The organism is Dickeya dadantii NCPPB 898 (assembly GCF_000406145.1).
Taxonomy (GTDB): Bacteria; Pseudomonadota; Gammaproteobacteria; order Enterobacterales; family Enterobacteriaceae; genus Dickeya; species Dickeya dadantii.
In genome coordinates this window covers 3967472-3987306 of sequence record NZ_CM001976.1, presented here as the reverse complement: position 1 = coordinate 3987306, position 19835 = coordinate 3967472, and the positions used below count along the sequence as shown (strand labels likewise).

Below are 19835 nucleotides of genomic sequence, written 5' to 3'. Positions count from 1 at the left end.
ACAGGCCTCCCTTTTTTTACTGTTGTGGCGCTCGATAGTGAATCAGGCAGAGGAGAACGATCATGGACTATGAGTTTTTGCGTGATGTGACCGGGCAGGTGGTGGTCCGGATGTCGATGGGCCATGAAGCGGTAGGGCACTGGCTGAATGAAGAGGTTAAAGGTCAGCAGGCGGTGCTGGATGAAGTGGAAGCAGCGGTTCGTGACCTGGCTGGCAGCGAGCGCCAGTGGGAACGCTCCGGCCACGAATACACGCTGCTGCTGGACAGCGAAGAAGTGATGGTGCGTGCCAATCAGCTGGCGTTTGAAACCGACGAGCTGGAGGAAGGCATGAGTTATTACGATGAAGAAAGCCTGTCGTTGTGCGGGCTGGAAGACTTTCTGGAATTGCTGGAGAAATACCGGGCGTTTGTGGATAAAGGGTGATGCATTTCCATACCCTATCCAACAGCGCTCGTGCTGCGGGCAATCGACGGGTGAGCTGCTGCCGCCGTAAACTGGTGAGGCCCATGGAAGGGCTGGGGTAATAAAACGAATCAATTTGTAAACTGAAGTATGGCCGATATATAGCAATTGTCTCCAATTGTATTAATAGCGTGAGTTGATGCTCTGCGCTATCGATTATGATGCCAATTTGACTTAGTATGAACTGAAAATACGGTAATTATTAAAACACACAGTAAGCAGCTAAGTTGGCATCGGGGGATACATGAACAATACAATGACAGTAAAAAGACAAATTGTAGTCGGTTTTATTATTCCTATATTAGTAAGTGTTTTATTAGGTGTTTTAGGTCTGATAACAATTCGCTATATCAGTAATATATTAACCGAAGTTAATGATGAAAATAGTGTTAAGCAATTTTATGCGGTGAATTTACGGGGTAGCGTTCATGATCGGTCAATTGCGGTACGAGATTTATTGATTGCCGATAAACAGGAGTTGTCTGCAATAATAAATAATATCAATGAATTGGCGATGGTTTATCAGCAATCGGATGCCCGGCTTGATACGATGTTGCGCCAATTCAAGACATCTGATCAGGAAAAGGAATTATATCAAAACATACAGCGCTCGAATAATAAAACCAGCGCAATTATTTCCCGGTTGATTGCTTTGCAAAATGAAGGAAAGACTGAGGCATCCCGTAATATATTGTTGAGTGAAGGTCGTGGTGCATTTGTACAATGGCTGGCGGATGTGAATGCATTTATTAATTATGAAGCCGCGCAGAATAATCAGTTGACGCACACGGCAAGAGAAACGGCGAGGTATTTTACCGTGGTTATGCCGATTGTTTTAATCGTCGCTATATTACTGGGTGCGCTGGCGATGTTTACGACTCGTCGCCGAATTTTTCAGGCATTGGGAGCGGAGCCAACGGTATTATTGACCATGACCCGTGCGATAGCATCCGGTAATTTGGCGGAGAAAACTGTCATTAATGATAAGCAGCAACACAGTGTAATGGCAGCCATTGAAACCATGCGCCAGTCATTAATAGCGATTGTCGCTAATGTGTTGAAGCATGCTGATGGTGTGACGGTCGCCAGCGAGAATATCAGTAAAAGCAGTGTGGCGCTGTCGCATCGCACCGATATGCAGGTCTCTGCGTTGCAGCAAACTGCGGCGGCGATGGGGCAGGTGTCGGAATCGGTGAAAGATAACGCCGCCAACGCCAGGCAGGCGAGCCAGTTATCGGAAAATGCAGCGAGTGAAACGCATCAGGGTTACCAACTGGTGAGCAAAATCGTGAATACGATGGAAAACATCAAACAGCATTCAGACAGTATTTCGTCGATCACTAAAGTTATTGAGGATATCGCCTTCCAGACCAACATTCTGGCGATTAACGCGGCTGTTGAGGCGGCGCGAGCGGGGGAAGTGGGGCGTGGGTTCTCGGTTGTCGCTGCTGAAATCCGTACCCTGTCGCAGAAAACTACCGCGTCAGCGCATCAGATAAAAAACTTAATCGATGCGTCATCAGAGAAAATTGGCGAAGGATACAATGAAATCAGCCAGGCATCCGAAGTGATGCAGAAAATCAATCAGGTAGTCGATCTGTCCAGCGAGTTTATCAGGAAGATCGCGGATACGTCGGCGGAGCAGTCCGTCGCCACGCAGGAGATTGCCCGGTCGCTTGCTGACATGGAGCGTACAACTCAACAGAATGCCGCGATGGTAGAACAAACCGCGACGGATACGACCTATCTGGAAACCCACTCGCTGGAACTGAAACAATCCGTCAGTCGGTTTACTATTGCTGATTCGATGGCTGCCGACTCAATGGTGACCAATACAATGTTGACCAATCAAGCGCCGCGGCTGGCGTTGAGTGTCGCCAGCCGTTGAGCATACGGCCGTGCAGGATGATGGCGTTATAACGAGGCGCCGCCGCAGATCACCAGTTGTTGCCCGGTGATGGCCGCCGCTGAGGGCGACAGCAGATACGCCACCAGATCCGCCACCTCCTGCGGCTGGATAAACCGGCCGATCGGCGGCAGTTTCGGCGGCGAGCTTTGCCGTCCCGGCTGATTCAGCATCGGCGTTTCGGTGGCGCCCGGCGCGACGATATTGACGGTGATGCCGCGTGGCGCCAGCTCCGCCGCCCAGCTTCTCACCATGCCAATCATCGCCGACTTGGTGGCGACGTACTGGCTACGTCCGGCGGCGCCGCTGGAGGTCCGGCTGCCCAGCAGCACGATGCGGCCGCCCTGCGGCAGTTTGTCCACCAGTCGGTCGGCCAGCACTTCGGCCACCTGAATATGCAGTTTCCACAGCTGTTCGCTGTCGGCGTACGACAGCGAACCCAGCGTTGCGGCTTTCATCACCCCGGCGGCGTGAATCACCGCATCGACGGCGGGCAGGCTGTCCAGCAGCGCGATAAGCGCCGGCGTATCGGTGATGTCCAGCGGGTGATGCGTGAAATTCGGGTGCTGGTGCGCGCCCGGCTGACGCGATAGCCCGATAACCTTCCAGCCCGCCGCCAGCAGGGTGGCGGTAATGGCGGCGCCGATGCCGGAGCTGCTGCCGGTGATTACCACCTGTTTTTGTCCTGACATTCGGCGTTACCTCTGTGCGTTCAGTAGTTCGACCGGCACTTTGAACACCGCTTTTTTCACCGGGGCCGGCTGGTCGTTGATCGCGCACAGCGCCTGATGCGGCTCGCCCGGATAGAAGGTGACGAAATCCCCGGCGGCCAGCCGGATGGCGTGCGGCACCTGCGGTTGTTCCAGAATGAACAGGTCCGGTTTGCGCTCGGTAGCAGGGCGATCGCCAGCGTCATTCAGGTCGTAACCGATGATCTCTTCACCGACGAGGATCAGCTGAATATCAAGAAAACGGCGGTGGAATTCGGTATGACGTTCGGCTTTCGGGGCGGTGGAGACGGTACCGATGGAGTAGAACCAGTCGACGTTGTCCGGCTGGTACTTGCCTTCCGGCAGGGCGTTCAACTGGTCGAGCGTGAAACCGGACAGAATGCGCCACAGCGGCTCGGGTAACGTCGCCAGCGGCAGATAATTCAGATTGCCTGCGATCATGGATGACTCCTTAACTGAAGGAGGCGACGATAGCCTCCCTGAAGGCAATGGATGTGGCAGCCCACCGGGCGGCGCCGTGCGTCGGCAAGTGGGGAATTTGTGTGGTCCCTCCCCCTGAGCGGGGGAGGGCGAGCGAGGTCTTAACCCTTGACCCACTCTTCGCTGACGCAGACGTACTTGATGGCCTGCCGGAAGTAGGTAAAGGCGATGTGCAGCTTGCCGTCCGGCCCCTGCTTGATGCTGGGGTAGGAAAACTCGCGGTTAAGTTTCTCGGTCGAGTTGTTGGTCATGCAGTAACCGTCGCCCACTTCCAGATTGCGCTGCCACGGCCAGGTTTTCCCGCCGTCTTCGGAAATCGCCAGCGTCATCGGCGCACGCGGCGCGCCCCAGAAGGCGCTGCGTCCGGACGAGACTTCCGGCATTTTGGCGTCGGTTTCTTCTTCGTCCTCGATTTCGTCATACAGCGACAGACGGCGCTCGGTGGCCCCTTCGGCGCTCATGGCGTTGAACACCAGCGCCAGATGGCCGTTGTCCAGCGTGGTCACCTGAATAGACGAGTTGTTGTTGGGCAGCACGGTCGGCACCGGTTCGGACCAGGTTTCGCCGCCGTCGGTGGAGTGACTGCGGTAGATACAATCGGCCCAGCGGCTGCGGAACAGCGCCAGCAGAGAACCTTCTTTGAGCGGCGTAATGTTCATGTGTACGCAGCCGGTGCTGTTCGGCACCACCGATTCACGCCAGGTTTTACCCTGATCGCTGGAGATTTTCACCGCGCTGATGTCGTCGTTGCCGACCCATTTTTCACCCGGCTGGGTGCGGCAGTAGAACACCGGCAGCAGCCAGTCGCCGTTGGGCAGCACGGTAATCGGCTGGCGGATGAAGGTGCCGGGCTGCTCCAGCAGCGTGCCGATGTCGCCCCAGGTATAGCCCTGATCCAGCGACTGACGGTAACGCACGATGGCGGTGTCCTGATTGCCGGATTTCTGCGCGGTGTACAGCAACCACAGCACGCCGTCCGGCGCCAGGAACAGCACCGGGTTCTGCTCGGAACGGGTCGGGTCGTCGGAGAGCTTGACGGCGGGCGTCCATTGCCCGCTCCCTTTCACCAGCCGCGACAGATAAATCGATATGTCCGACACCCCTTCCTGGGTGCCGCCGAACCAGACGCACAGCACATCGCCGTTCGGCAGATGCAGCAGGTTGGCGGCGTGATTCTGCGGGCGCTCCGACGGGATGTAAGCGTCGATGCGCTGACTGTCGTTGTCTGCCGGGTGAACCAGGCCGCTGCGTTCGATGGTAATGGTTTCGGTCGTCATGACTATTTATGCTCCAGAATGAGGTGCGGAGGGTTCGGTTTGCTGTTTGGTCTTGGCCGCCTTGTTGGGGATCAGACGGTCGATAGCCATCACCACTGCCGGGGTCAACAGCGCAATGTACATATTGTCGATGCCGAACGGGTTACCCATTATGTACCAGATGGACGTGACCACGCAGGACAGGATCAGACCGGTGTTGACGCCACGGGAACTACTGAAGAACGGCAGGTAGAAGGCGACCATCGCCACCACGGAAATCGACAGGCGAATAGCGCGGGTGAAGAACGACAGTTTCAGCACTTCCGGCACCAGCAGCACGAACACCAGCGGCAGGAAACCGATGATCAGCGAGAACACGCGGGTCATCTTGAACTCTTTTTCCGGCGTCGGTTTGCAGTAAGGCACGTAGAAATCTTTTACGATCAGCGAGGCGATCGCCAGCGCAACGGTACTCACGCTGATGAAGATGGACGCTACCAGCGAAGTGGTCACCACGCCAGCCAGCCAGGGGTTCATGTCCTGCAGGAAGATCGGCAGGGCGTACAGGCTTTTGATTTCCGGGTGCACGAACTTGGCGGCAACGCCGATAATCGCAATCGCCAGCGCGATCGGCATACAGAACAGGAACGCAATCCAGGTGGCGCGTTTAGCGGATTTCTCATCCTTGGTGGAAGCGATAGCCTGAATCACGAACTGGGTGCAGAAAATGGAGCCGATGGTGCCGATAAGCCACGCACCGATGGTGCTGGCGCCGATGTTGCCGTCCCAGGTCCAGTAGAATTCCGGCATCTTCTCGACCATCGGCGTGATGCCGCCAGTCATTTTCAACGCCACGAACAGAATGACCATCACCCCGATGTATTTCATGCCGCTGTGGATCAGCGTCACGTACGCCACGCCTTTGATGCCGCCGAAGTAGAAGTAGAAGGTACTGACGATGGCGGTAATCAGCGCCGCGACCGGCAGGCTCACTTTCAGTACGGTGGAGATGGCGGCGGCGCCGCTGACGTAGTTACCCACGTTTACCAGCAACAGCGCGTAGATCATGATGATGGAGATGATGTTCTTGGTGGTATTGCCGTAACGTTCGGCGATAGCGCCAGAAATAGTGATTTTCCCGGTGTTGTAGATCTTTTTCACCAGAATCATCCCGAACAGCAGGAAGCCGATGGCGGCGCCGATCACCGACCAGGAAGCGGCGATGCCGCTTTCAAAGGCTGCCTGTGAAGTACCGACCGTGGATTTGGCGCCGATAAATTCGGTCATCAGCAGCACGCCGACGATAAACGCCGGCAGCGCGCGTGAGCCTTCCATAAACTCCGAGTTGGAGTTACTGCGCAACCGCAGGGTCAGCAAGGATGTAAGGGCGATGTAGACGACAATTATCCCGACGATGATAAGTGTGTCTGTCAGATCAAAATGGTTCATGGTTTTCGATCCTGTAGGAGTAAGGGTAAGTTCTCATTCAGTGCGAGAACGGTTTGATAATGGCGCGAATCGTGTCTTCGTCTTGTGGTGAGAACTGAATCGGGTAGCGGCTGACGCCCACATCCTGCCCCATCAACGTCAGCGCTTTTTTTACTACGGCCGGCGAGAACGCCACGGCGTACAGCGTCTTACGCAGTTCGCTCACCTGCTCCTGCGCCTGGCGGGAACCTTCGATGTCGCCAGCGTGGAAGCGGTGCCAGATCTGGCTGATGGCTTCCGGCGCCACGTTGGCGAGGCCGGAAATACAGGCGGAACAGCCGTCGACAAAGCCCTGATGAATCAGCGAGTCCGGCCCGTTGAGCACGTCGCAGTTCGGCATATCTTTCACTGCCTGCAGGAAGCCGCTCAGGCTTTCGTAGCTGCCGGCGCTGTCCTTGATACCGATGATGTTGGGATGCTCCGCCAGCACCCGCACCGTTTCCGGTTGCAGGGTGTTGCCGGTGCGGGCCGGAATGTTGTACAGAAATATCGGTACCGGCAGCGCGTCCGCCACTTCACGGTAGTGGGCGATCAGTTCGCTTTGTTTGAGCGGCACGAAGTAAGGGGTGATCACCGACACCGCATCCACCCCCAGCGCGGCGATGCGTTTGCCGAGCTTGATGGTTTCGCGGGTGGAGATTTCCCCGATGTGCGCCACTACCGGCACCTTGCCGGCGACTTCATCAACGCAGGTTTCGGTGACGGCCACCTTTTCATCGGTGTGCAGTACAAAGAACTCGCCGTTGGTGCCGTTACAGAAAATGCCGTTGCCGTAGCGCATCTGGCGTTGAACCTGCTGGCGCATGGCGGCGGGGCTGAATTCCCCCTGATGGTCAAAAGGCGTGACGATCGCCGTCAGTACGCCCGTAATCGGTCTAGTCATCGTTATTGTTCCTCGGTATTTTCATCATCCAGAGCGACGTTGCTAAAATGCGCGACTAAAACGGGCGCTTAAAACAACGTTGAATAAATGGCGTGAACGTCTTCCGCCGTAACGGCGGTCGGGACATTTTTCATCAGCCGCTGCACTTGCAGTGCGGATTCCACCAGATACGGCAGGTGGTCCGGGCTGATCCCCAGTTGTTGCAGCGAAGACGGCAGATTCAGCCGTTTCACCAGTACAGTGAAGTAATCCACCAGCGCCTGGGCTTTTTGTTCGGTGCTCAGCGACAGGTCGGCATCCGGCAGCAGGTCGTAGGCCTGTGCGAATTTTTCCGCCGCCGCGTGCTGAACGAAGCGCATGCAGGGCGCCAGCAGAATGGCGTTCGCCACCCCGTGCGGGATGTGGTACTTGCCGCCTAGCGGGTAAGACATGGCGTGCACCAGATGGGTGCCGGAGTGCGCGATGGAAGCGCCGCCATAGTAGGAGGCCCACAGCATATTCAGGCGAGCTTCCAGATTGTCCGGCTCGTTCACCGCGGTTTCGATGTTGGCGAACAGTTTCTTCATACCGATCAGCGCGTAGTTGTCGGCTACCGGGTTGGCGATGGTGGCGGTGAAGCATTCGATCAGGTGGCACAGCGCATCAATGCCGGTCGACGCGGCGATATGCGCCGGCATGCTGGTGGTCAGTTCCGGCACCAGCGCCACGTAATCCGGCAGCATCACCGGGGTGATGATGCCGACTTTGGTTTCTTTCTCCGGGATCGCCAGAATGGCGTTCGGCGTGGCTTCAGAGCCGGTGCCGGCGGTGGTCGGGATCAACAGGGAGGTGGTGCGGCGCGTCGGCTTGCGGCCTTCCAGCAGGCTGTCGAGCGTGATGCCCTCTTCACCGGCGCACAGCAGCGACAGCAGTTTCGCCACGTCCAGCACGCTGCCGCCGCCCACGCCGACCACCAGGTCCGGCTGCGTGGCCGGCAGCTGTTGCAGTACGGCCGCCACATCATGCTGGCTGGGTTCGGCCGGCACATTATCAATCAGGGAAAGTTGCGGTACGCCCGCTTTCAGTTGCGCGATCAGGGCCTGTACCCCGGCCAGCCCCACGATATTCTTGTCCGTCACCAGCAGTACGTGCTGCCTGCCGCGCAGGAGGTAGCCCAAATCCTGGAGTGCCTGATAACCGCTGATGAGGGTGCTGTTGATATTCATACTGGTACCTTGTCTTTTCGCTGTGACTTCAGCTGGATAAGTCTGATTTTTTTCAATCACATTTCTTTTATGTGACAGAAAAAAATCGTTTTGCTCGCATTGTGTGGATAATTTATAGGTTAAATTGGTTTTGAATAATTTGACGTTGCTCACATATAATCAAACGTGATTCAATATAATCAATTTCAGGTAATCGAACTGACATCGAACTGACGGAGAGCGGCTATGCCGGACGGGCGTGAACTTACCCGGATATTGGTGGTGGCGGATGACTTCACCGGTGCCAACGATGCGGGCGTCGGACTGGCGCTGCAGGGTGCGCGGGTGAATGTGATGTTTGACGCCGCGGCGATCCGTGCCGGGCAGCCGGACGACGCGCTGGTGGTCAACACCGACAGCCGCGCGGTCGCGGCCTCGCTGGCGGCGGAACGTACCGCGCAGGCGGTGGGAATGTGGCGCAAGAGCGGCGCGCACGGCTGGATTGTCAAAAAGGTGGACTCTACGCTGCGCGGCAATCCGGGCGCGGAAATCGAAGCCGCGCTAAACGCCGCCGACTTGTCGCTGGCGCTGATAGCGCCCGCGGCGCCGGCGTTAGGCCGCATCACCCGCGACGGGCAGGTCTGGGTGCACGGTAAATTGCTGACCGACACCGAGTTCGCCAGCGACCCGAAAACGCCGGTGCTTTCGGCGTCAATCGGCGAGCGGCTGGCGGAACAGACCGGCCTGGCGCAGGCGGTGCTGTCCCTGAACGAGGTTCGCGACGGCGATCTGGCGGCGCGGCTGCAACAGTTGCAGCACAGCGGGATACGGCTGGTGGTGCTGGACGCTGAACATCAGCAGGACCTCGACCGGATTATTGCGGCGGCGGCTCAACTGGCGGAAAAACCGTTGCTGGTCGGTTCCGCCGGGCTGAGCGAGGCGCTGGCGCAGCATCTGGCGTATCCGACGCACTGCCGCGCGTTGCTGGCGGTGATTGGTTCGATGAGTGAAATCGCTCAATTGCAGATCAAGGCGGTCAGCCAGCGTCCGGACGTCACGCTGATTGACCTGGATATCGCCGGGCTGCTGGCGACCGGCGACGATACGCTGGCGCAAACGTGTCGGCAGGCGGCGGATACGCTGGCGGCGGGCCGTCACTGCGTGATTCGTACCTGCCACGACGATAACCAGCGATTTGAGGTGGACCGTCTGTGCCAGCGCTACGGCATGAGTCGTCAGCAACTGGGAGACACGATCAGTCGCCGGCTGGGCGAGCTAACGCGGCACATTGTGCAGCGTCAGCGGCCGGGCGGGCTCTATTTATCCGGCGGGGATATCGCCATTGCCGCGGCAACCGCATTGCAGGCCAGTGGGTTCCGCATCAATGGGCAGATTGCTTCCTGCGTACCCTGGGGACGTCTGCTGGACAGTCTGGTAGGCGATATTCCCGTGATGACGAAAGCGGGCGGGTTTGGCGATGAAGCTACCCTGCTGAATGTATTGCGTTTTATTGAGGAGAGCGTGTGTGAGTAAAATTATTGCGGTAACCATGGGCGACCCGGCGGGTATCGGCCCGGAAATCATCATCAAATCGTTGGCCGAAGGTGAACTGTCCGGCGCGCCGGCGGTGGTGGTGGGCTGCGTGCAGACGCTGCGCCGCATTCTGGCGTTAGGCGTTGTACCGCAGGTAGAACTCAATGAGATTGCGCGTCCTGCCGACGCGCGTTTCGCTCCCGGCGTTATCAACGTGATCGACGAACCGCTGGCCGATCCGCAGGGCCTGAAAAAAGGGGTAGTGCAGGCGCAGGCCGGCGATCTGGCGTATCGCTGCGTGAAGCGCGCCACCGAACTGGCGATGGCGGGCGAGGTACATGCAATCGCCACCGCGCCGCTCAATAAGGAAGCGCTGCACTCCGCCGGACATCTCTACCCGGGGCACACCGAACTGCTGGCGAAGCTGACCAACAGCCGCGACTATGCGATGGTGCTGTATACCGACAAACTGAAGGTGATCCACGTCACCACCCATATTGCGCTGCGCAAGTTCCTGGATACGCTTAACCGTGAGCGAGTGGAAACCGTGATTGCGATGGCGGATACCTTCCTGAAACGCGTGGGTTATCAGGCGCCGCGCATCGCCGTGGCCGGGGTGAACCCGCACGCGGGCGAGAACGGCCTGTTCGGCGACGAAGAGATCACCATCGTCGGCCCGTCCATCGAGGCGATGAAAGCCAAAGGCATCGACGCCTACGGCCCGTGCCCGCCGGATACCGTCTACCTGCAGGCGTACGAGGGGCAATACGACATGGTGGTGGCGATGTACCACGATCAGGGGCACATCCCGCTCAAGCTGCTGGGCTTTTATGACGGCGTGAATATCACCGCCGGGCTGCCGTTTATCCGCACCTCCGCGGACCACGGCACCGCGTTTGATATCGCCTGGACAGGTAAAGCGAAGTCTGAGAGCATGGCGATCTCTATCAAATTAGCGATGCAACTGGCCTGATAGAATCGCCGAGTATAGAACCGTTGAATACGTCGTGGGGCACACACATTGACTGATACGTTGCGTGTAAATGGAGAACGAGTGAAAGGACAAAGCCGTCTCGATCAGATTCTGGATTATCTGAAAAGCCATAATCTGGTGACGGTGGATGAACTTGTGACGGTCATTGATGCGTCCCCGGCGACGATTCGCCGCGATTTGATCAAACTGGACGAGCAGGGCGTCATCAGCCGTAGTCACGGCGGGGTGACGCTCAACCGCTTTATCCCTTCCCAGCCGACGACCAATGAAAAGCTGCAGCGTAATCTGTCGGAAAAACAGGCTATTGCGCGGTATGCGGCGTCGCTGGTGCAGCCCGGCAACGCGGTGGTGCTCGACGCCGGCACCACCATGATGGAACTGGCGCGCAACCTGACCCACCTGCCGCTGCGGGTGATCACCGCCGACTTGCAGATCGCGCTGTTTCTCTCCGAGTTCAAGCAGATCGAGGTGACGATCATCGGCGGGCGCATCGACGACAGCAGCCAGTCCTGCATCGGCGAACACGGTCGTCGTCTGCTGCGCAGCGTCTACCCGGACATCGCCTTCATCAGCTGTAACTCCTGGAGCCTGGAGAAAGGCATTACTACGCCCACCGAGGAAAAAGCCGGCATCAAGCAGGATCTGGGCATGAACGCCAGCCGCCGGGTGCTGCTGGCAGACAGCAGCAAATACGGCGCTTACTCGCTGTTCTGCGTGTCGCCGTTGTCTGAACTGACCGATATCATCACCGACAGCAGTTTGCCGCCGGAGGTGGAGCGTCAACTGCGGGCGCAGCCGTTCAATCTGCAACTGGTGAGTGCAGGCCGCTGATCGGCGGCTTTCCCTTCACGCTATTTTTTCCTTCACGCTATTTTTCTTTCACGTTTTCTTTCACGCGCTTTTTCCCTTCGTTCTCTTTCCTGTTTCGATGGCCACCGGTTCATGCGTGCGGCGACTTTGGTTGCCGGAAATCGGCATATGTCCGGCGGTCGTTGTGTGTCAGGATGGCAGCTTACGCCATTAGGCCACCAGGAGATGACTATGGGGATTACCCGACTGAATCACGCGGTGCTGTATGTGTCCGACGTGGAGAAAAGCACCACATTCTACCGTGATACTTTAGGGTTTCGCCCCAAACCGGGCGGCAGTCAGGCCGTGTTTACCCAGGCGGCGGAATCGGATAACGATCACGATCTGGCGCTGTTCGCCAAGAATCTCGGTCAGCAGCGGGCCGGCGTGTTTCGCGCCCGTGGCGAACAGCCCGGCGAACATGAACCGCCGGCGGGGCTGTACCATCTGGCGTGGGAGGTGGATACGTTGCAGGAACTAAAACGGATTCGTGATCGGCTGGCGCAAGACGGGCGGCTGGGGCTGGAGGAAGACCACGGCGTACACAAGAGCGTGTACGGCCACGACCCGGACGGCCTGCTGTTTGAGGTAACCTGGTTTATTCCCGCCGACCAACTGACGGACGCGGACCGCGACCGTCAGGGCATTCAACCGCTGGATTTCGACCGGGAACTGGCGCGTTTCGGTTGATGAAGCATGGCGCTGGGGCGGCAACCGCCTCAGCGTATGACGCCGGTTATTTATCCCACTTGGCTTTGGGCGGCTGGTAGGACAATGCCTTGTCCAGCACCGTTTCGGGGCTATCCGACACGATCAGCATGTCGAGGTACTCTTTTTTCATGAAGCCTTCGTTGACTACCTTGTTCACGAAGGTGATGTATTCGTCGTAGTAGCCGTTCACGTTGAACAGAATGCAGGGCTTGTGATGAATACCCAACTGCGCCCAGGTCCACTGTTCGATGATCTCTTCGAGCGTACCGGCGCCGCCGGGCAGCGCGATGAAGACATCCGACAGCTCGGCCATTTTCGCTTTTCGTTCATGCATGTCCGCGGTGACGACCAGCTCCGTCAGTTTCGGGTGGGCAATCTCTTTTTCCACCAGCTGTACGGGCATCACGCCGGTGACGGAACCGCCATGCTGCAACGCGGTATCCGCCACCAGCCCCATCAGGCCCACTTTCCCGCCGCCGTAAACAATACCCGCCTCTTTCTCGACCAGATAGCGAATAAGTTTTTCGGTTTCCTGCTGATAAATAGTGTTATTGCCAAGAGCGGAACCACAGAATACGCAGAAATTTAACATATATTTCCTTTTAGTCAGTCGGTGCCAGCAATGAAATAAACCTAACGTCTGGCGCTGCGGCAAATATACCGGAAAGCAATGAGGGTACTGGAAGTATCTGGGGGGATCAAGCGATGTTATTCGACGGGAAATAACCGGTAATAATAAAATTGTCGGACTATCAGACAGGCGTAATACAGGTAGGCGTAATAAATGATAAGCGAAATAATAATCCACTGATTTTAAAATAAACCCTAACGGGTTTCGTTAAATCTCGCTCGGATCGGCTGGCGTCAGATTATGTGGGGAAATGACCGCCGGCAGCGGTCACGTGTTATCGGTATCAGCACGGTGTTACTGAATAGCCCGGTGTTACTGAATAGCTCGGTGTTACTGATTGTAGCGCGACAGGTAGGTTTCCATCCGGCGAACCTGCCCGGCGAGCTGGGGGCGTTGACGCATCACCTGCAGGATATCCGCGATGGTGGTCAGCGCGGACACGCGGAAGGTGTTTTCCTGCCGTACGCTTTCCAGCGCATAGCGCCCGCTGTCGTCCGTTTCCTGCCGATCGATAGCCACGATATAGTCGGTAATGATGCCCCGTTGCCCCTGCACCTGCTCGCGTGTTTCCGCCACGGTCTTGCCGGAAGTCATGACGTCGTCCAGTACGATCAGCGGCTGGCCGGCGATGTCGGCGCCGATGGTCATACCGCCGTCGCCGTATTGTTTCATTTCCTTGCGATTGAAGACGTAGCTGATGCCCGGTTTACGCTCGGATAACGCCAGCGCGGTGGCGATCGCCAATGGAATGCCTTTATAGGCCGGGCCGTAAATAATATTCGCGGAAATATTCTCCCGCAAAATATATTCAGCGTAGAAATTCGCCAGCGTAGTGAGTTTTTCTGCCGAAGAGAAACGGCTGAAATTGAAAAAGTAAGGGCTCTGTCGTTTGGATTTTAGCGTGAAGTCACCAAAAATAATAATCTCGGCATCGACAATAAACGTGGCCACGCGTGTTGATAAATCACTCATAATAACTTCCTTTTATTGAAGATAAATGACGAATACCTTGCTGGTCCATGATTTCCCGCAGTTGCCACAGCATGGTGTAAATAATGCCGGGGCCGTGATAGACGAACGACGTTAATATTTGCACCAGATCGGCGCCGCGAATAATACGGTCGTAAATATCCTGTCCAGTGAACAGGCCGCCGGAGGCGATAATCGCCAGTCTGTTTTTGGCGAGCGGGTAGACGCGTTCCAGCATCTGTTCCGACAGGTTTTTCAGCGCCAGACCGGACAAACCGCCGGCAAGTGCGCGGGCGTGTGGGTGGTCGATGCTCTCCCTTTGCGTGGTGGTGTTGCTGACGATAATTCCATCCACCTGCTGTTCGATGAGCAATTCAATCAGGTCATGAACGGCGTTGTGTTCCATGTCGGGCGAGAGCTTGAACCAGATTCTGGCCGGCGCTGGCGACGCCTGCCGGATGGACTGGACCGCCGCCAGCACCGGGCGCAGGTGCTTTTCGTCGACCAGATTGCGCAGGCCCGGCGTATTGGGCGACGAGAAGTTAAGGGTAATGAAATCCACCTGTTCCATCAGCCGCGATGCGCAGGCCGCATAGTCCTGCCGCGGATCGTCGCTGTGCTTGTTTTTGCCGATATTGATCCCCACCGGCGTGTCGCGTCGCACCCGAGCCAGCTTTGCGGCGACGTAATCCAGCCCCCGGGAGTTGAAGCCATACTGGTTGATCAGGCTTTGCTGCTGGGGAAACCGAAACAGCCTCGGTTTGGGGTTGCCCGGCTGCGGCAGGGGCGTTACCGCGCCCGCTTCGACGAAGGAAAAACCCAGCGCCGCCAGCGAATCGACGGCTTCCGCGTCTTTGTCAAAACCGGCCGCCAGCCCAATCGGGTGCGAAAAATGCATACCCAGCAACTGTTGCGACATGCCGGCCGTCAGTTCGGCCGACAGCGTTCCGGCGCGAAAGTGCGGCGCATAGCGCAGCCCGTTGATGGCGCAACGGTGGGCGAATTCCGGCGGCAGGCGGCGCAGTACGCGGGTAATCCAGCGGTGAATGTGCTCAGTCATAATCGTACGGGTTGAAATGGGTGATGTGATGCTGCAGCGCCTGTCGGTCGAGCAGCGTGACGCCTTTACGCTGTAGCCAGTCGCGATCGTACAGGCTATCCAGATAGTTGACGCCGGTGTCCGGCGCGACCACGACCACGCTGTTGATATCGCGGCGTTGCAGCGCAACCAGACCGGCGAACAGCACCAGGCCCGCCGACCCGCCCAGCAGCAGCCCGCGGCTGGCGGCCATGTCGTGACACATCGAAATCGCCAGTTGGTCCGGCACTTTCATGGTTTCGTCGAATTGCTCCAGCGCCGTATTGTCCGAACGCCAGGCCAGACCGATGCCGTTGAGCAGATAAGGCCGAAACTGGCCGCCCAGCACGGCGGAGCCGACGACATCGCAGGCCAGCACTTTTTTGCCCGGATCGCGCGCCTTGATGCCTTTGGCGATGCCGGAAAGATGGCCGCCGGTGCTGACGCAGCCCACCAGCATGTCGAACGCCAGATCGTCAAATTCGCAGGTGGTATGGGCTTCGTGATAGGCGGGGTTGTCAGGGTTGTCGTACTGATTCGGCCAATAGGCGTTCGGAATCCGGCTCAGTAGCTCTTTGACTTTGTCGATCCGCCGCGATTGGTAACCGCCGCTGGCGTCCGGCTCGGTCACGCAAATCACCTCGGCGCCGTAGGCTTTGAACCAGTTAAGCGTGGTTTGCGAAATTTTCGGATCGACGACCACCATAACCTTGATGCCCAGCGAAGCGCCGAGCATCGCCAGCGACTTGCCCAGATTGCCCGAGGTGGATTCGACGATGACGCCGTCCCGTTTCAGCCGCCCGTCCGCCAACGCCTGACTGATCAGTCCCCAGGCGGTGCGGTCCTTGATGCTCAGATTAGGGTTGAACTGTTCCAGTTTGATATAGCAGGATTTTCCCGCCGGTACGAAATCGTGCTGAAGCCGATAGACCGGGGTGTGACCGATCAATTCGTGGGTATGGTTGACGATCCGGGTGCGGTTGACGACCTGGGTATGATTTTCGCTCATAGTGACATTCCTTTAATGACAGTCCATTCAGGCGCCCATTCGCGGGTCAGGCAAATATTGTTCTGGCGGGTAACCAGCAGCGGAGATTCAAGGTGCAGCGCCCCGGTGCCAAACTGGTAGTAGGGCGTTTCGACAGACAGGACCATGCCTTCTTCAATCGGCGTTTTGTCATTGGGGCCCAGCAGCGGCAACTCATACGGCTCCAGCCCGATGCCGTGCCCGACATGATGGCGGCGGTAGTGAAACAGGTCGCAGCGATTGATCTTGTCCATCACCAGATGAAATACCTCCTGCCCCGTCATGCCGGGTTCAATCTGTTGCAGCGCGATGTCCATGCCTTGCTTCAACGCACCGTACTTTTCCCGGTACTCCTGGTTGTCGTGATCGAATATCACGGTACGGGCGATATCGGACCAGAACCCCTGATAACTGGCGTCGGCGTCGAACCAGAGCACGTCGCCGCGTCGCAGGCGGTTCTCCGCGCGCGGCAGGCGTTGCCCGCCGACCGCATGCCGACCGATTTTCAACATGGTGAGGGTGGGAATGCTGCCGTCGCCCGCCAGCGACATATTGAATCGCCGGACGATTTCGGTCTCCTGCATGCCGGCGTGCAGGTGCTCGCAGACGTGGCGCACGGCGTTTTCGTTGTTGATGGCGGAGGTAGACAACTGCTCGATTTCAAACGGGGTTTTGACCTGCCGGGTGCGGCGCAGCTGGGCGGAAAACGGCACAAAGCGGATCGCCGGGAACGCGCGCTGCAGCGCGAGAAACGTCATAGCGTGCAGGCCGTCTTCGTCGATGCCGACGCGGCGCGTTTCGGGGGAAATCAGCGCGGCGACAGCCTGCAGCAATGCCGTTTCCGCATCGGCGAAGGCGGTGTTCAGGTCGGAATAAGATTGCAGACGGCGTTCCTCATCGGTGAGCGTGACCTCATCGTTCGGTTCGCGGAAAAACGTGCCGTAGGTATGCACCAACCCGATGTCGCTCGGGCTATCCAGTACCTGATCGATTTCGCCGATCGCATGCACCAGGTGAATTTGTCTAACGTTGCCGGCGGTAATCATGACGTAGCATTCGCCCTGATAAGGCCGTAGCGTTTTTACTACAGGCATAAAACCGGAAAAATATTTGATGTTCTGCGCCGTGGCGGCGATAACCATCTCAACATCATGCTCTTGCATGATGTTTTTTAGACGACTTGAATGATAAATCATGTTGTTACCTGATAAATGCGGTCACCAGTGGAGCCACCTCGACATCGCCGGAAGCAATATATTTCACCTGTTCAATTTCATTATCCGGCCGAATATCCAGTGACGCCGACGTGGTAAAACAATGCAGCAACGTATCGTCGGAATAATCATGCGACGGGCCGATAACGCTGCGCAGATAAGTCATCTCTTCTTCGCGTAACTGGATATTCAATTCTTCCTGCAATTCCCGAATTAATGCCGCGCGAATATTCTCCCCGTCATTAATTTTTCCGCCAGGGAGATACCAGACATCCTTATTTCGGGGCTTTACCACCAGCAATTGATCATTCAGATAATGAACCAGGCAGGCGCATCTAATCATGATGTCTCTCCTGGTAGGATGAATGCAGCAGTTGATCGAGCGCCGCGAGCAGATCCCGTTTGTCATATTCCTGATGATGTCTGGCGGCAATACGCAGCGGGTCGCCGGCATGGTAGATTTCATACACCATTTGCCGCTGGCCGAAGCCGTCGCCGGTCAGGTCCCATCCCAGATTCAGCAGCGCGGTCCGGTACGGGTCGAACAATTCATCCTGCTGCTGTGGCGGCAGAACGCCCAGCGTGACGGCATCGGGGATCGACAACATCGAACCCGCGCATAATGACTGAATGGTTTGCTGCATATCCTTGTACCATAAAGGAAAATGGTAGCGGATCGCCTGAATGGCGCTGATGTCGGGGTTGCAGACGCCGTAGTCGTCGATGGTCGCCGCGTTTTCGGCAAGCTGGATTGCGCCTTTGAGCAGCTCAAGGCTGGTGGTCATGCGCCCCAGCTTCTCCTGCACGTGCAGGAACCGGTCCAGGCCCAGCGTTTGCGCGATACGGGTGGCGACGCCGGTCAGCAGCTCTGCTTTGGCTTGCCCGCGGATGATGCCCTGATGGCCGGTGTGATTGCGGGCCTTGGTGCTGTCGTAGAACGCGTTGGATTTCTCCACGTCGCGGAAAATCAGCACCCGTTCCCAGGGCACCTGAACGTTATCCAGCAGCAGCAAACAGTCGATTTCATCAAACAGATTGGCGATGGGGTGGTCGAGCGTTGTGTGCTCGGGATAGGTCAACGTTTTCCGGCACAGCATCCGGAGATTAGGGTCGGTGACGTCAAGGGTAAACGCGATGGCGAAGTCTTTGTCGTTCTCGGTCAGGCCGGGCATGTTGAAGATCAGCACTTCGTCGGAAACCGGCGTCAGCGTGGCGATCATCTTGGCGCCGCTGACGGTGATGCCGTTGCTGTCGTAATGGGTCACCCTGACGCCGGCGGACGGGCTGCGCAGTTCGGACAGCGCGCGGCTGCGGTCCACCTGCGGGTTGATGGCCGCGTGCGAGACGTACAGGTTATTCTCCCGGCAGTAGTCGTAATAGCGGCGGGCGTTATTTGCGTAATCGCAATACTGGTCGCGGCCCAGCGCTTCCGCGTGGCTGGCGATGGCCGCAATCGCGCTGTTGATGAAGTCCGGCGTTCTGCCCAGCATGCCGTAGGAGGTGTCCGCCACCGCTTTGTAGGAGCGGCCTTTCTGTCTCAGGTCTTCGATGGATCGGGGAATCAACAGGCTGGCGGCGTACTCGTGATTAACCAGATGCACGGCCGGATCCTGCTGCTGTAATTCATAATAGCGATTGATGAACCGAATAGCGCCGCAGAACATGGGATGCCGGGAGAGATGGCGGACCGGTTCGCCATTGACATAAATATTCCGGGGTTTTTGCATCCTCTGTAGATAATCAGACATAAATCCTCTGTTAAATTCCGTTTCGGTTAAACCGTGAGTAGGGACGATAGCGGCCCTCATTTTCAACAATGAATAATTGTCTCTTTCTTTGAATGTATACCCTAAATAATTCGAGTTGCAGTAAGGCGGCAAGAGAGCGAGTCCCGATGAGCTTACTCAGGTAAGTGATTCGGGTGAAAAAACGCAGCCAACACACCTGCAACTTGAAGTATGACGGGTATATAAAACGTAATATATAAAGCGCTAATAATCCGCCATGTCTGAATTATCCGGCGTGGCGGCGTGTTTCCGCGCGGTTAAATATACGGTTGATGCAATGTTGCTTTATTGTAACGAAAGGCATACTACGCCTTTTTATTCGGAATGCAAACGGTTGCTTTTTTAAAATTAATTGAATGCTTGAATAAATTAATCGATTAATTAATTCATGTTAAATGCTTATTTAATATTTTTATCGCGGTTGGTTTTTTATTTTATGGATATAATTTTACGTGTTTTTATGGTGTGAAACGGCGTTAGCGCCGGGCGAAATAAGCACATAACAGCCGCTGGAACATTACTGTTTTTGGGAAAAAAGTTATACACCGCCGTCGGCGGTGTCAGACTGCTGACAAACCCTATAAGTGCAAAATGAAGGGTTTTCCCGGCGTTAAAACTGTGCTGAGGTGAGCGACTTCGCCGGGTGAGCC

At 56.8% G+C, this 19835-nt stretch carries 20 protein-coding genes; 6 read left to right on the top strand and 14 right to left on the bottom strand.

Annotated elements, in window-relative coordinates; all coding sequences use genetic code 11:
• Positions 1–62: 62 nt before the first annotated feature.
• On the top strand, positions 63–425 hold the full coding sequence (gene yacL, locus DDA898_RS17920; RefSeq protein ID WP_013319432.1) for a protein YacL: 363 nt from the start codon (positions 63–65) through the stop codon (positions 423–425).
• A 283-nt stretch (positions 426–708) separates the two neighbouring features.
• Positions 709–2352 carry a methyl-accepting chemotaxis protein gene (locus DDA898_RS17915; RefSeq protein ID WP_038911937.1) on the top strand — a complete coding sequence of 548 codons (1644 nt, stop codon included), beginning with the start codon at positions 709–711 and terminating at the stop codon, positions 2350–2352.
• 26 nt (positions 2353–2378) lie between these two features.
• Here the strand turns inward: DDA898_RS17915 and DDA898_RS17910 are convergent, their stop codons facing one another.
• The 6 genes from DDA898_RS17910 to DDA898_RS17885 all read right to left on the bottom strand — a co-directional run bounded on the left by DDA898_RS17910 (position 2379) and on the right by DDA898_RS17885 (position 8413).
• Complete coding sequence (locus tag DDA898_RS17910) at positions 2379–3062, bottom strand: SDR family NAD(P)-dependent oxidoreductase (protein ID WP_013319430.1); 684 nt, start codon at positions 3060–3062, stop codon at positions 2379–2381.
• Positions 3063–3068: 6 nt separating this feature from the next.
• Complete coding sequence (locus tag DDA898_RS17905) at positions 3069–3542, bottom strand: NanQ anomerase/TabA/YiaL family protein (RefSeq protein ID WP_038912641.1); 474 nt, start codon at positions 3540–3542, stop codon at positions 3069–3071.
• Between the two features lie 140 nt (positions 3543–3682).
• A complete protein-coding gene (locus tag DDA898_RS17900) occupies positions 3683–4858 on the bottom strand; it encodes a sialidase family protein (RefSeq protein WP_038911936.1) in 1176 nt (391 codons plus the stop codon).
• A 6-nt stretch (positions 4859–4864) separates the two neighbouring features.
• Entirely contained in the window at positions 4865–6286 is a 1422-nt protein-coding gene (locus DDA898_RS17895) for a sodium:solute symporter family protein (protein WP_038911934.1), read from the bottom strand.
• Positions 6287–6323: 37 nt separating this feature from the next.
• The gene (locus tag DDA898_RS17890) at positions 6324–7208 is read right to left on the bottom strand and encodes a dihydrodipicolinate synthase family protein (RefSeq protein WP_038911933.1); all 885 of its coding nucleotides are present in this window, start codon (positions 7206–7208) and stop codon (positions 6324–6326) included.
• Positions 7209–7276: 68 nt separating this feature from the next.
• A complete protein-coding gene (locus DDA898_RS17885) occupies positions 7277–8413 on the bottom strand; it encodes an iron-containing alcohol dehydrogenase (protein WP_038912640.1) in 1137 nt (378 codons plus the stop codon).
• Between the two features lie 225 nt (positions 8414–8638).
• Between DDA898_RS17885 and dtnK the strand changes: the two genes are divergently transcribed.
• The 4 genes from dtnK (at position 8639) to DDA898_RS17865 (ending at position 12458) form a co-directional block, all read left to right on the top strand.
• Positions 8639–9925: a D-threonate kinase gene (dtnK, locus tag DDA898_RS17880; protein WP_038911932.1), complete on the top strand. Its 1287-nt coding sequence runs from the start codon at positions 8639–8641 to the stop codon at positions 9923–9925.
• Positions 9918–10898 carry a D-threonate 4-phosphate dehydrogenase gene (locus DDA898_RS17875; protein ID WP_038902057.1) on the top strand — a complete coding sequence of 327 codons (981 nt, stop codon included), beginning with the start codon at positions 9918–9920 and terminating at the stop codon, positions 10896–10898. The genes dtnK and DDA898_RS17875 overlap by 8 nt, the downstream gene beginning before the upstream one ends.
• A 27-nt stretch (positions 10899–10925) precedes the next feature.
• Positions 10926–11750, top strand: coding sequence for a DeoR/GlpR family DNA-binding transcription regulator (locus tag DDA898_RS17870; RefSeq protein ID WP_033112081.1), 825 nt, complete (start codon positions 10926–10928; stop codon positions 11748–11750).
• A gap of 210 nt (positions 11751–11960) precedes the next feature.
• Positions 11961–12458 (top strand): VOC family protein, encoded by a 498-nt coding sequence (locus DDA898_RS17865; RefSeq protein ID WP_038911931.1) that lies wholly within the window; start codon positions 11961–11963, stop codon positions 12456–12458.
• A gap of 46 nt (positions 12459–12504) precedes the next feature.
• On the opposite strand, the gene DDA898_RS17860 is transcribed toward DDA898_RS17865, so the two are convergent.
• The 8 genes from DDA898_RS17860 to DDA898_RS23750 form a co-directional block, all read right to left on the bottom strand.
• Positions 12505–13071 (bottom strand): LOG family protein, encoded by a 567-nt coding sequence (locus DDA898_RS17860; protein WP_038911930.1) that lies wholly within the window; start codon positions 13069–13071, stop codon positions 12505–12507.
• Positions 13072–13440: 369 nt separating this feature from the next.
• On the bottom strand, positions 13441–14082 hold the full coding sequence (gene pyrE, locus DDA898_RS17855) for an orotate phosphoribosyltransferase (protein ID WP_038902054.1): 642 nt from the start codon (positions 14080–14082) through the stop codon (positions 13441–13443).
• On the bottom strand, positions 14075–15139 hold the full coding sequence (locus DDA898_RS17850; protein WP_038911929.1) for a quinone-dependent dihydroorotate dehydrogenase: 1065 nt from the start codon (positions 15137–15139) through the stop codon (positions 14075–14077). The genes pyrE and DDA898_RS17850 overlap by 8 nt, the downstream gene beginning before the upstream one ends.
• Positions 15132–16166, bottom strand: coding sequence for a PLP-dependent cysteine synthase family protein (locus tag DDA898_RS17845; protein ID WP_050570287.1), 1035 nt, complete (start codon positions 16164–16166; stop codon positions 15132–15134). Before DDA898_RS17845 ends, DDA898_RS17850 begins: the two co-directional genes overlap by 8 nt.
• A complete protein-coding gene (locus DDA898_RS17840; RefSeq protein WP_038911928.1) occupies positions 16163–17380 on the bottom strand; it encodes a M24 family metallopeptidase in 1218 nt (405 codons plus the stop codon). Before DDA898_RS17840 ends, DDA898_RS17845 begins: the two co-directional genes overlap by 4 nt.
• A 4-nt stretch (positions 17381–17384) precedes the next feature.
• The gene (locus tag DDA898_RS17835; protein WP_038902051.1) at positions 17385–17741 is read right to left on the bottom strand and encodes an NUDIX hydrolase; all 357 of its coding nucleotides are present in this window, start codon (positions 17739–17741) and stop codon (positions 17385–17387) included.
• The gene (locus tag DDA898_RS17830; RefSeq protein ID WP_038911927.1) at positions 17734–19146 is read right to left on the bottom strand and encodes a 4-hydroxyphenylacetate 3-hydroxylase N-terminal domain-containing protein; all 1413 of its coding nucleotides are present in this window, start codon (positions 19144–19146) and stop codon (positions 17734–17736) included. Before DDA898_RS17830 ends, DDA898_RS17835 begins: the two co-directional genes overlap by 8 nt.
• 468 nt (positions 19147–19614) lie before the next feature.
• Positions 19615–19835 (bottom strand): hypothetical protein (locus tag DDA898_RS23750; protein WP_236616682.1); only part of this gene is annotated, 221 nt, incomplete at its 5' end.

Bases quoted from the DNA above. Each gene is read 5' to 3' on its own strand.
- yacL (WP_013319432.1), top strand. From the start codon at position 63: ATGGACTATGAGTTTTTGCGTGATGTGACCGGGCAGGTGGTGGTCCGG.
- DDA898_RS17915 (WP_038911937.1), top strand. From the start codon at position 709: ATGAACAATACAATGACAGTAAAAAGACAAATTGTAGTCGGTTTTATT.
- DDA898_RS17910 (WP_013319430.1), bottom strand. From the start codon at position 3,062: ATGTCAGGACAAAAACAGGTGGTAATCACCGGCAGCAGCTCCGGCATC.
- DDA898_RS17905 (WP_038912641.1), bottom strand. From the start codon at position 3,542: ATGATCGCAGGCAATCTGAATTATCTGCCGCTGGCGACGTTACCCGAG.
- DDA898_RS17900 (WP_038911936.1), bottom strand. From the start codon at position 4,858: ATGACGACCGAAACCATTACCATCGAACGCAGCGGCCTGGTTCACCCG.
- DDA898_RS17895 (WP_038911934.1), bottom strand. From the start codon at position 6,286: ATGAACCATTTTGATCTGACAGACACACTTATCATCGTCGGGATAATT.
- DDA898_RS17890 (WP_038911933.1), bottom strand. From the start codon at position 7,208: ATGACTAGACCGATTACGGGCGTACTGACGGCGATCGTCACGCCTTTT.
- DDA898_RS17885 (WP_038912640.1), bottom strand. From the start codon at position 8,413: ATGAATATCAACAGCACCCTCATCAGCGGTTATCAGGCACTCCAGGAT.
- dtnK (WP_038911932.1), top strand. From the start codon at position 8,639: ATGCCGGACGGGCGTGAACTTACCCGGATATTGGTGGTGGCGGATGAC.
- DDA898_RS17865 (WP_038911931.1), top strand. From the start codon at position 11,961: ATGGGGATTACCCGACTGAATCACGCGGTGCTGTATGTGTCCGACGTG.
- DDA898_RS17860 (WP_038911930.1), bottom strand. From the start codon at position 13,071: ATGTTAAATTTCTGCGTATTCTGTGGTTCCGCTCTTGGCAATAACACT.
- pyrE (WP_038902054.1), bottom strand. From the start codon at position 14,082: ATGAGTGATTTATCAACACGCGTGGCCACGTTTATTGTCGATGCCGAG.
- DDA898_RS17850 (WP_038911929.1), bottom strand. From the start codon at position 15,139: ATGACTGAGCACATTCACCGCTGGATTACCCGCGTACTGCGCCGCCTG.
- DDA898_RS17845 (WP_050570287.1), bottom strand. From the start codon at position 16,166: ATGAGCGAAAATCATACCCAGGTCGTCAACCGCACCCGGATCGTCAAC.
- DDA898_RS17840 (WP_038911928.1), bottom strand. From the start codon at position 17,380: ATGATTTATCATTCAAGTCGTCTAAAAAACATCATGCAAGAGCATGAT.
- DDA898_RS17835 (WP_038902051.1), bottom strand. From the start codon at position 17,741: ATGATTAGATGCGCCTGCCTGGTTCATTATCTGAATGATCAATTGCTG.
- DDA898_RS17830 (WP_038911927.1), bottom strand. From the start codon at position 19,146: ATGTCTGATTATCTACAGAGGATGCAAAAACCCCGGAATATTTATGTC.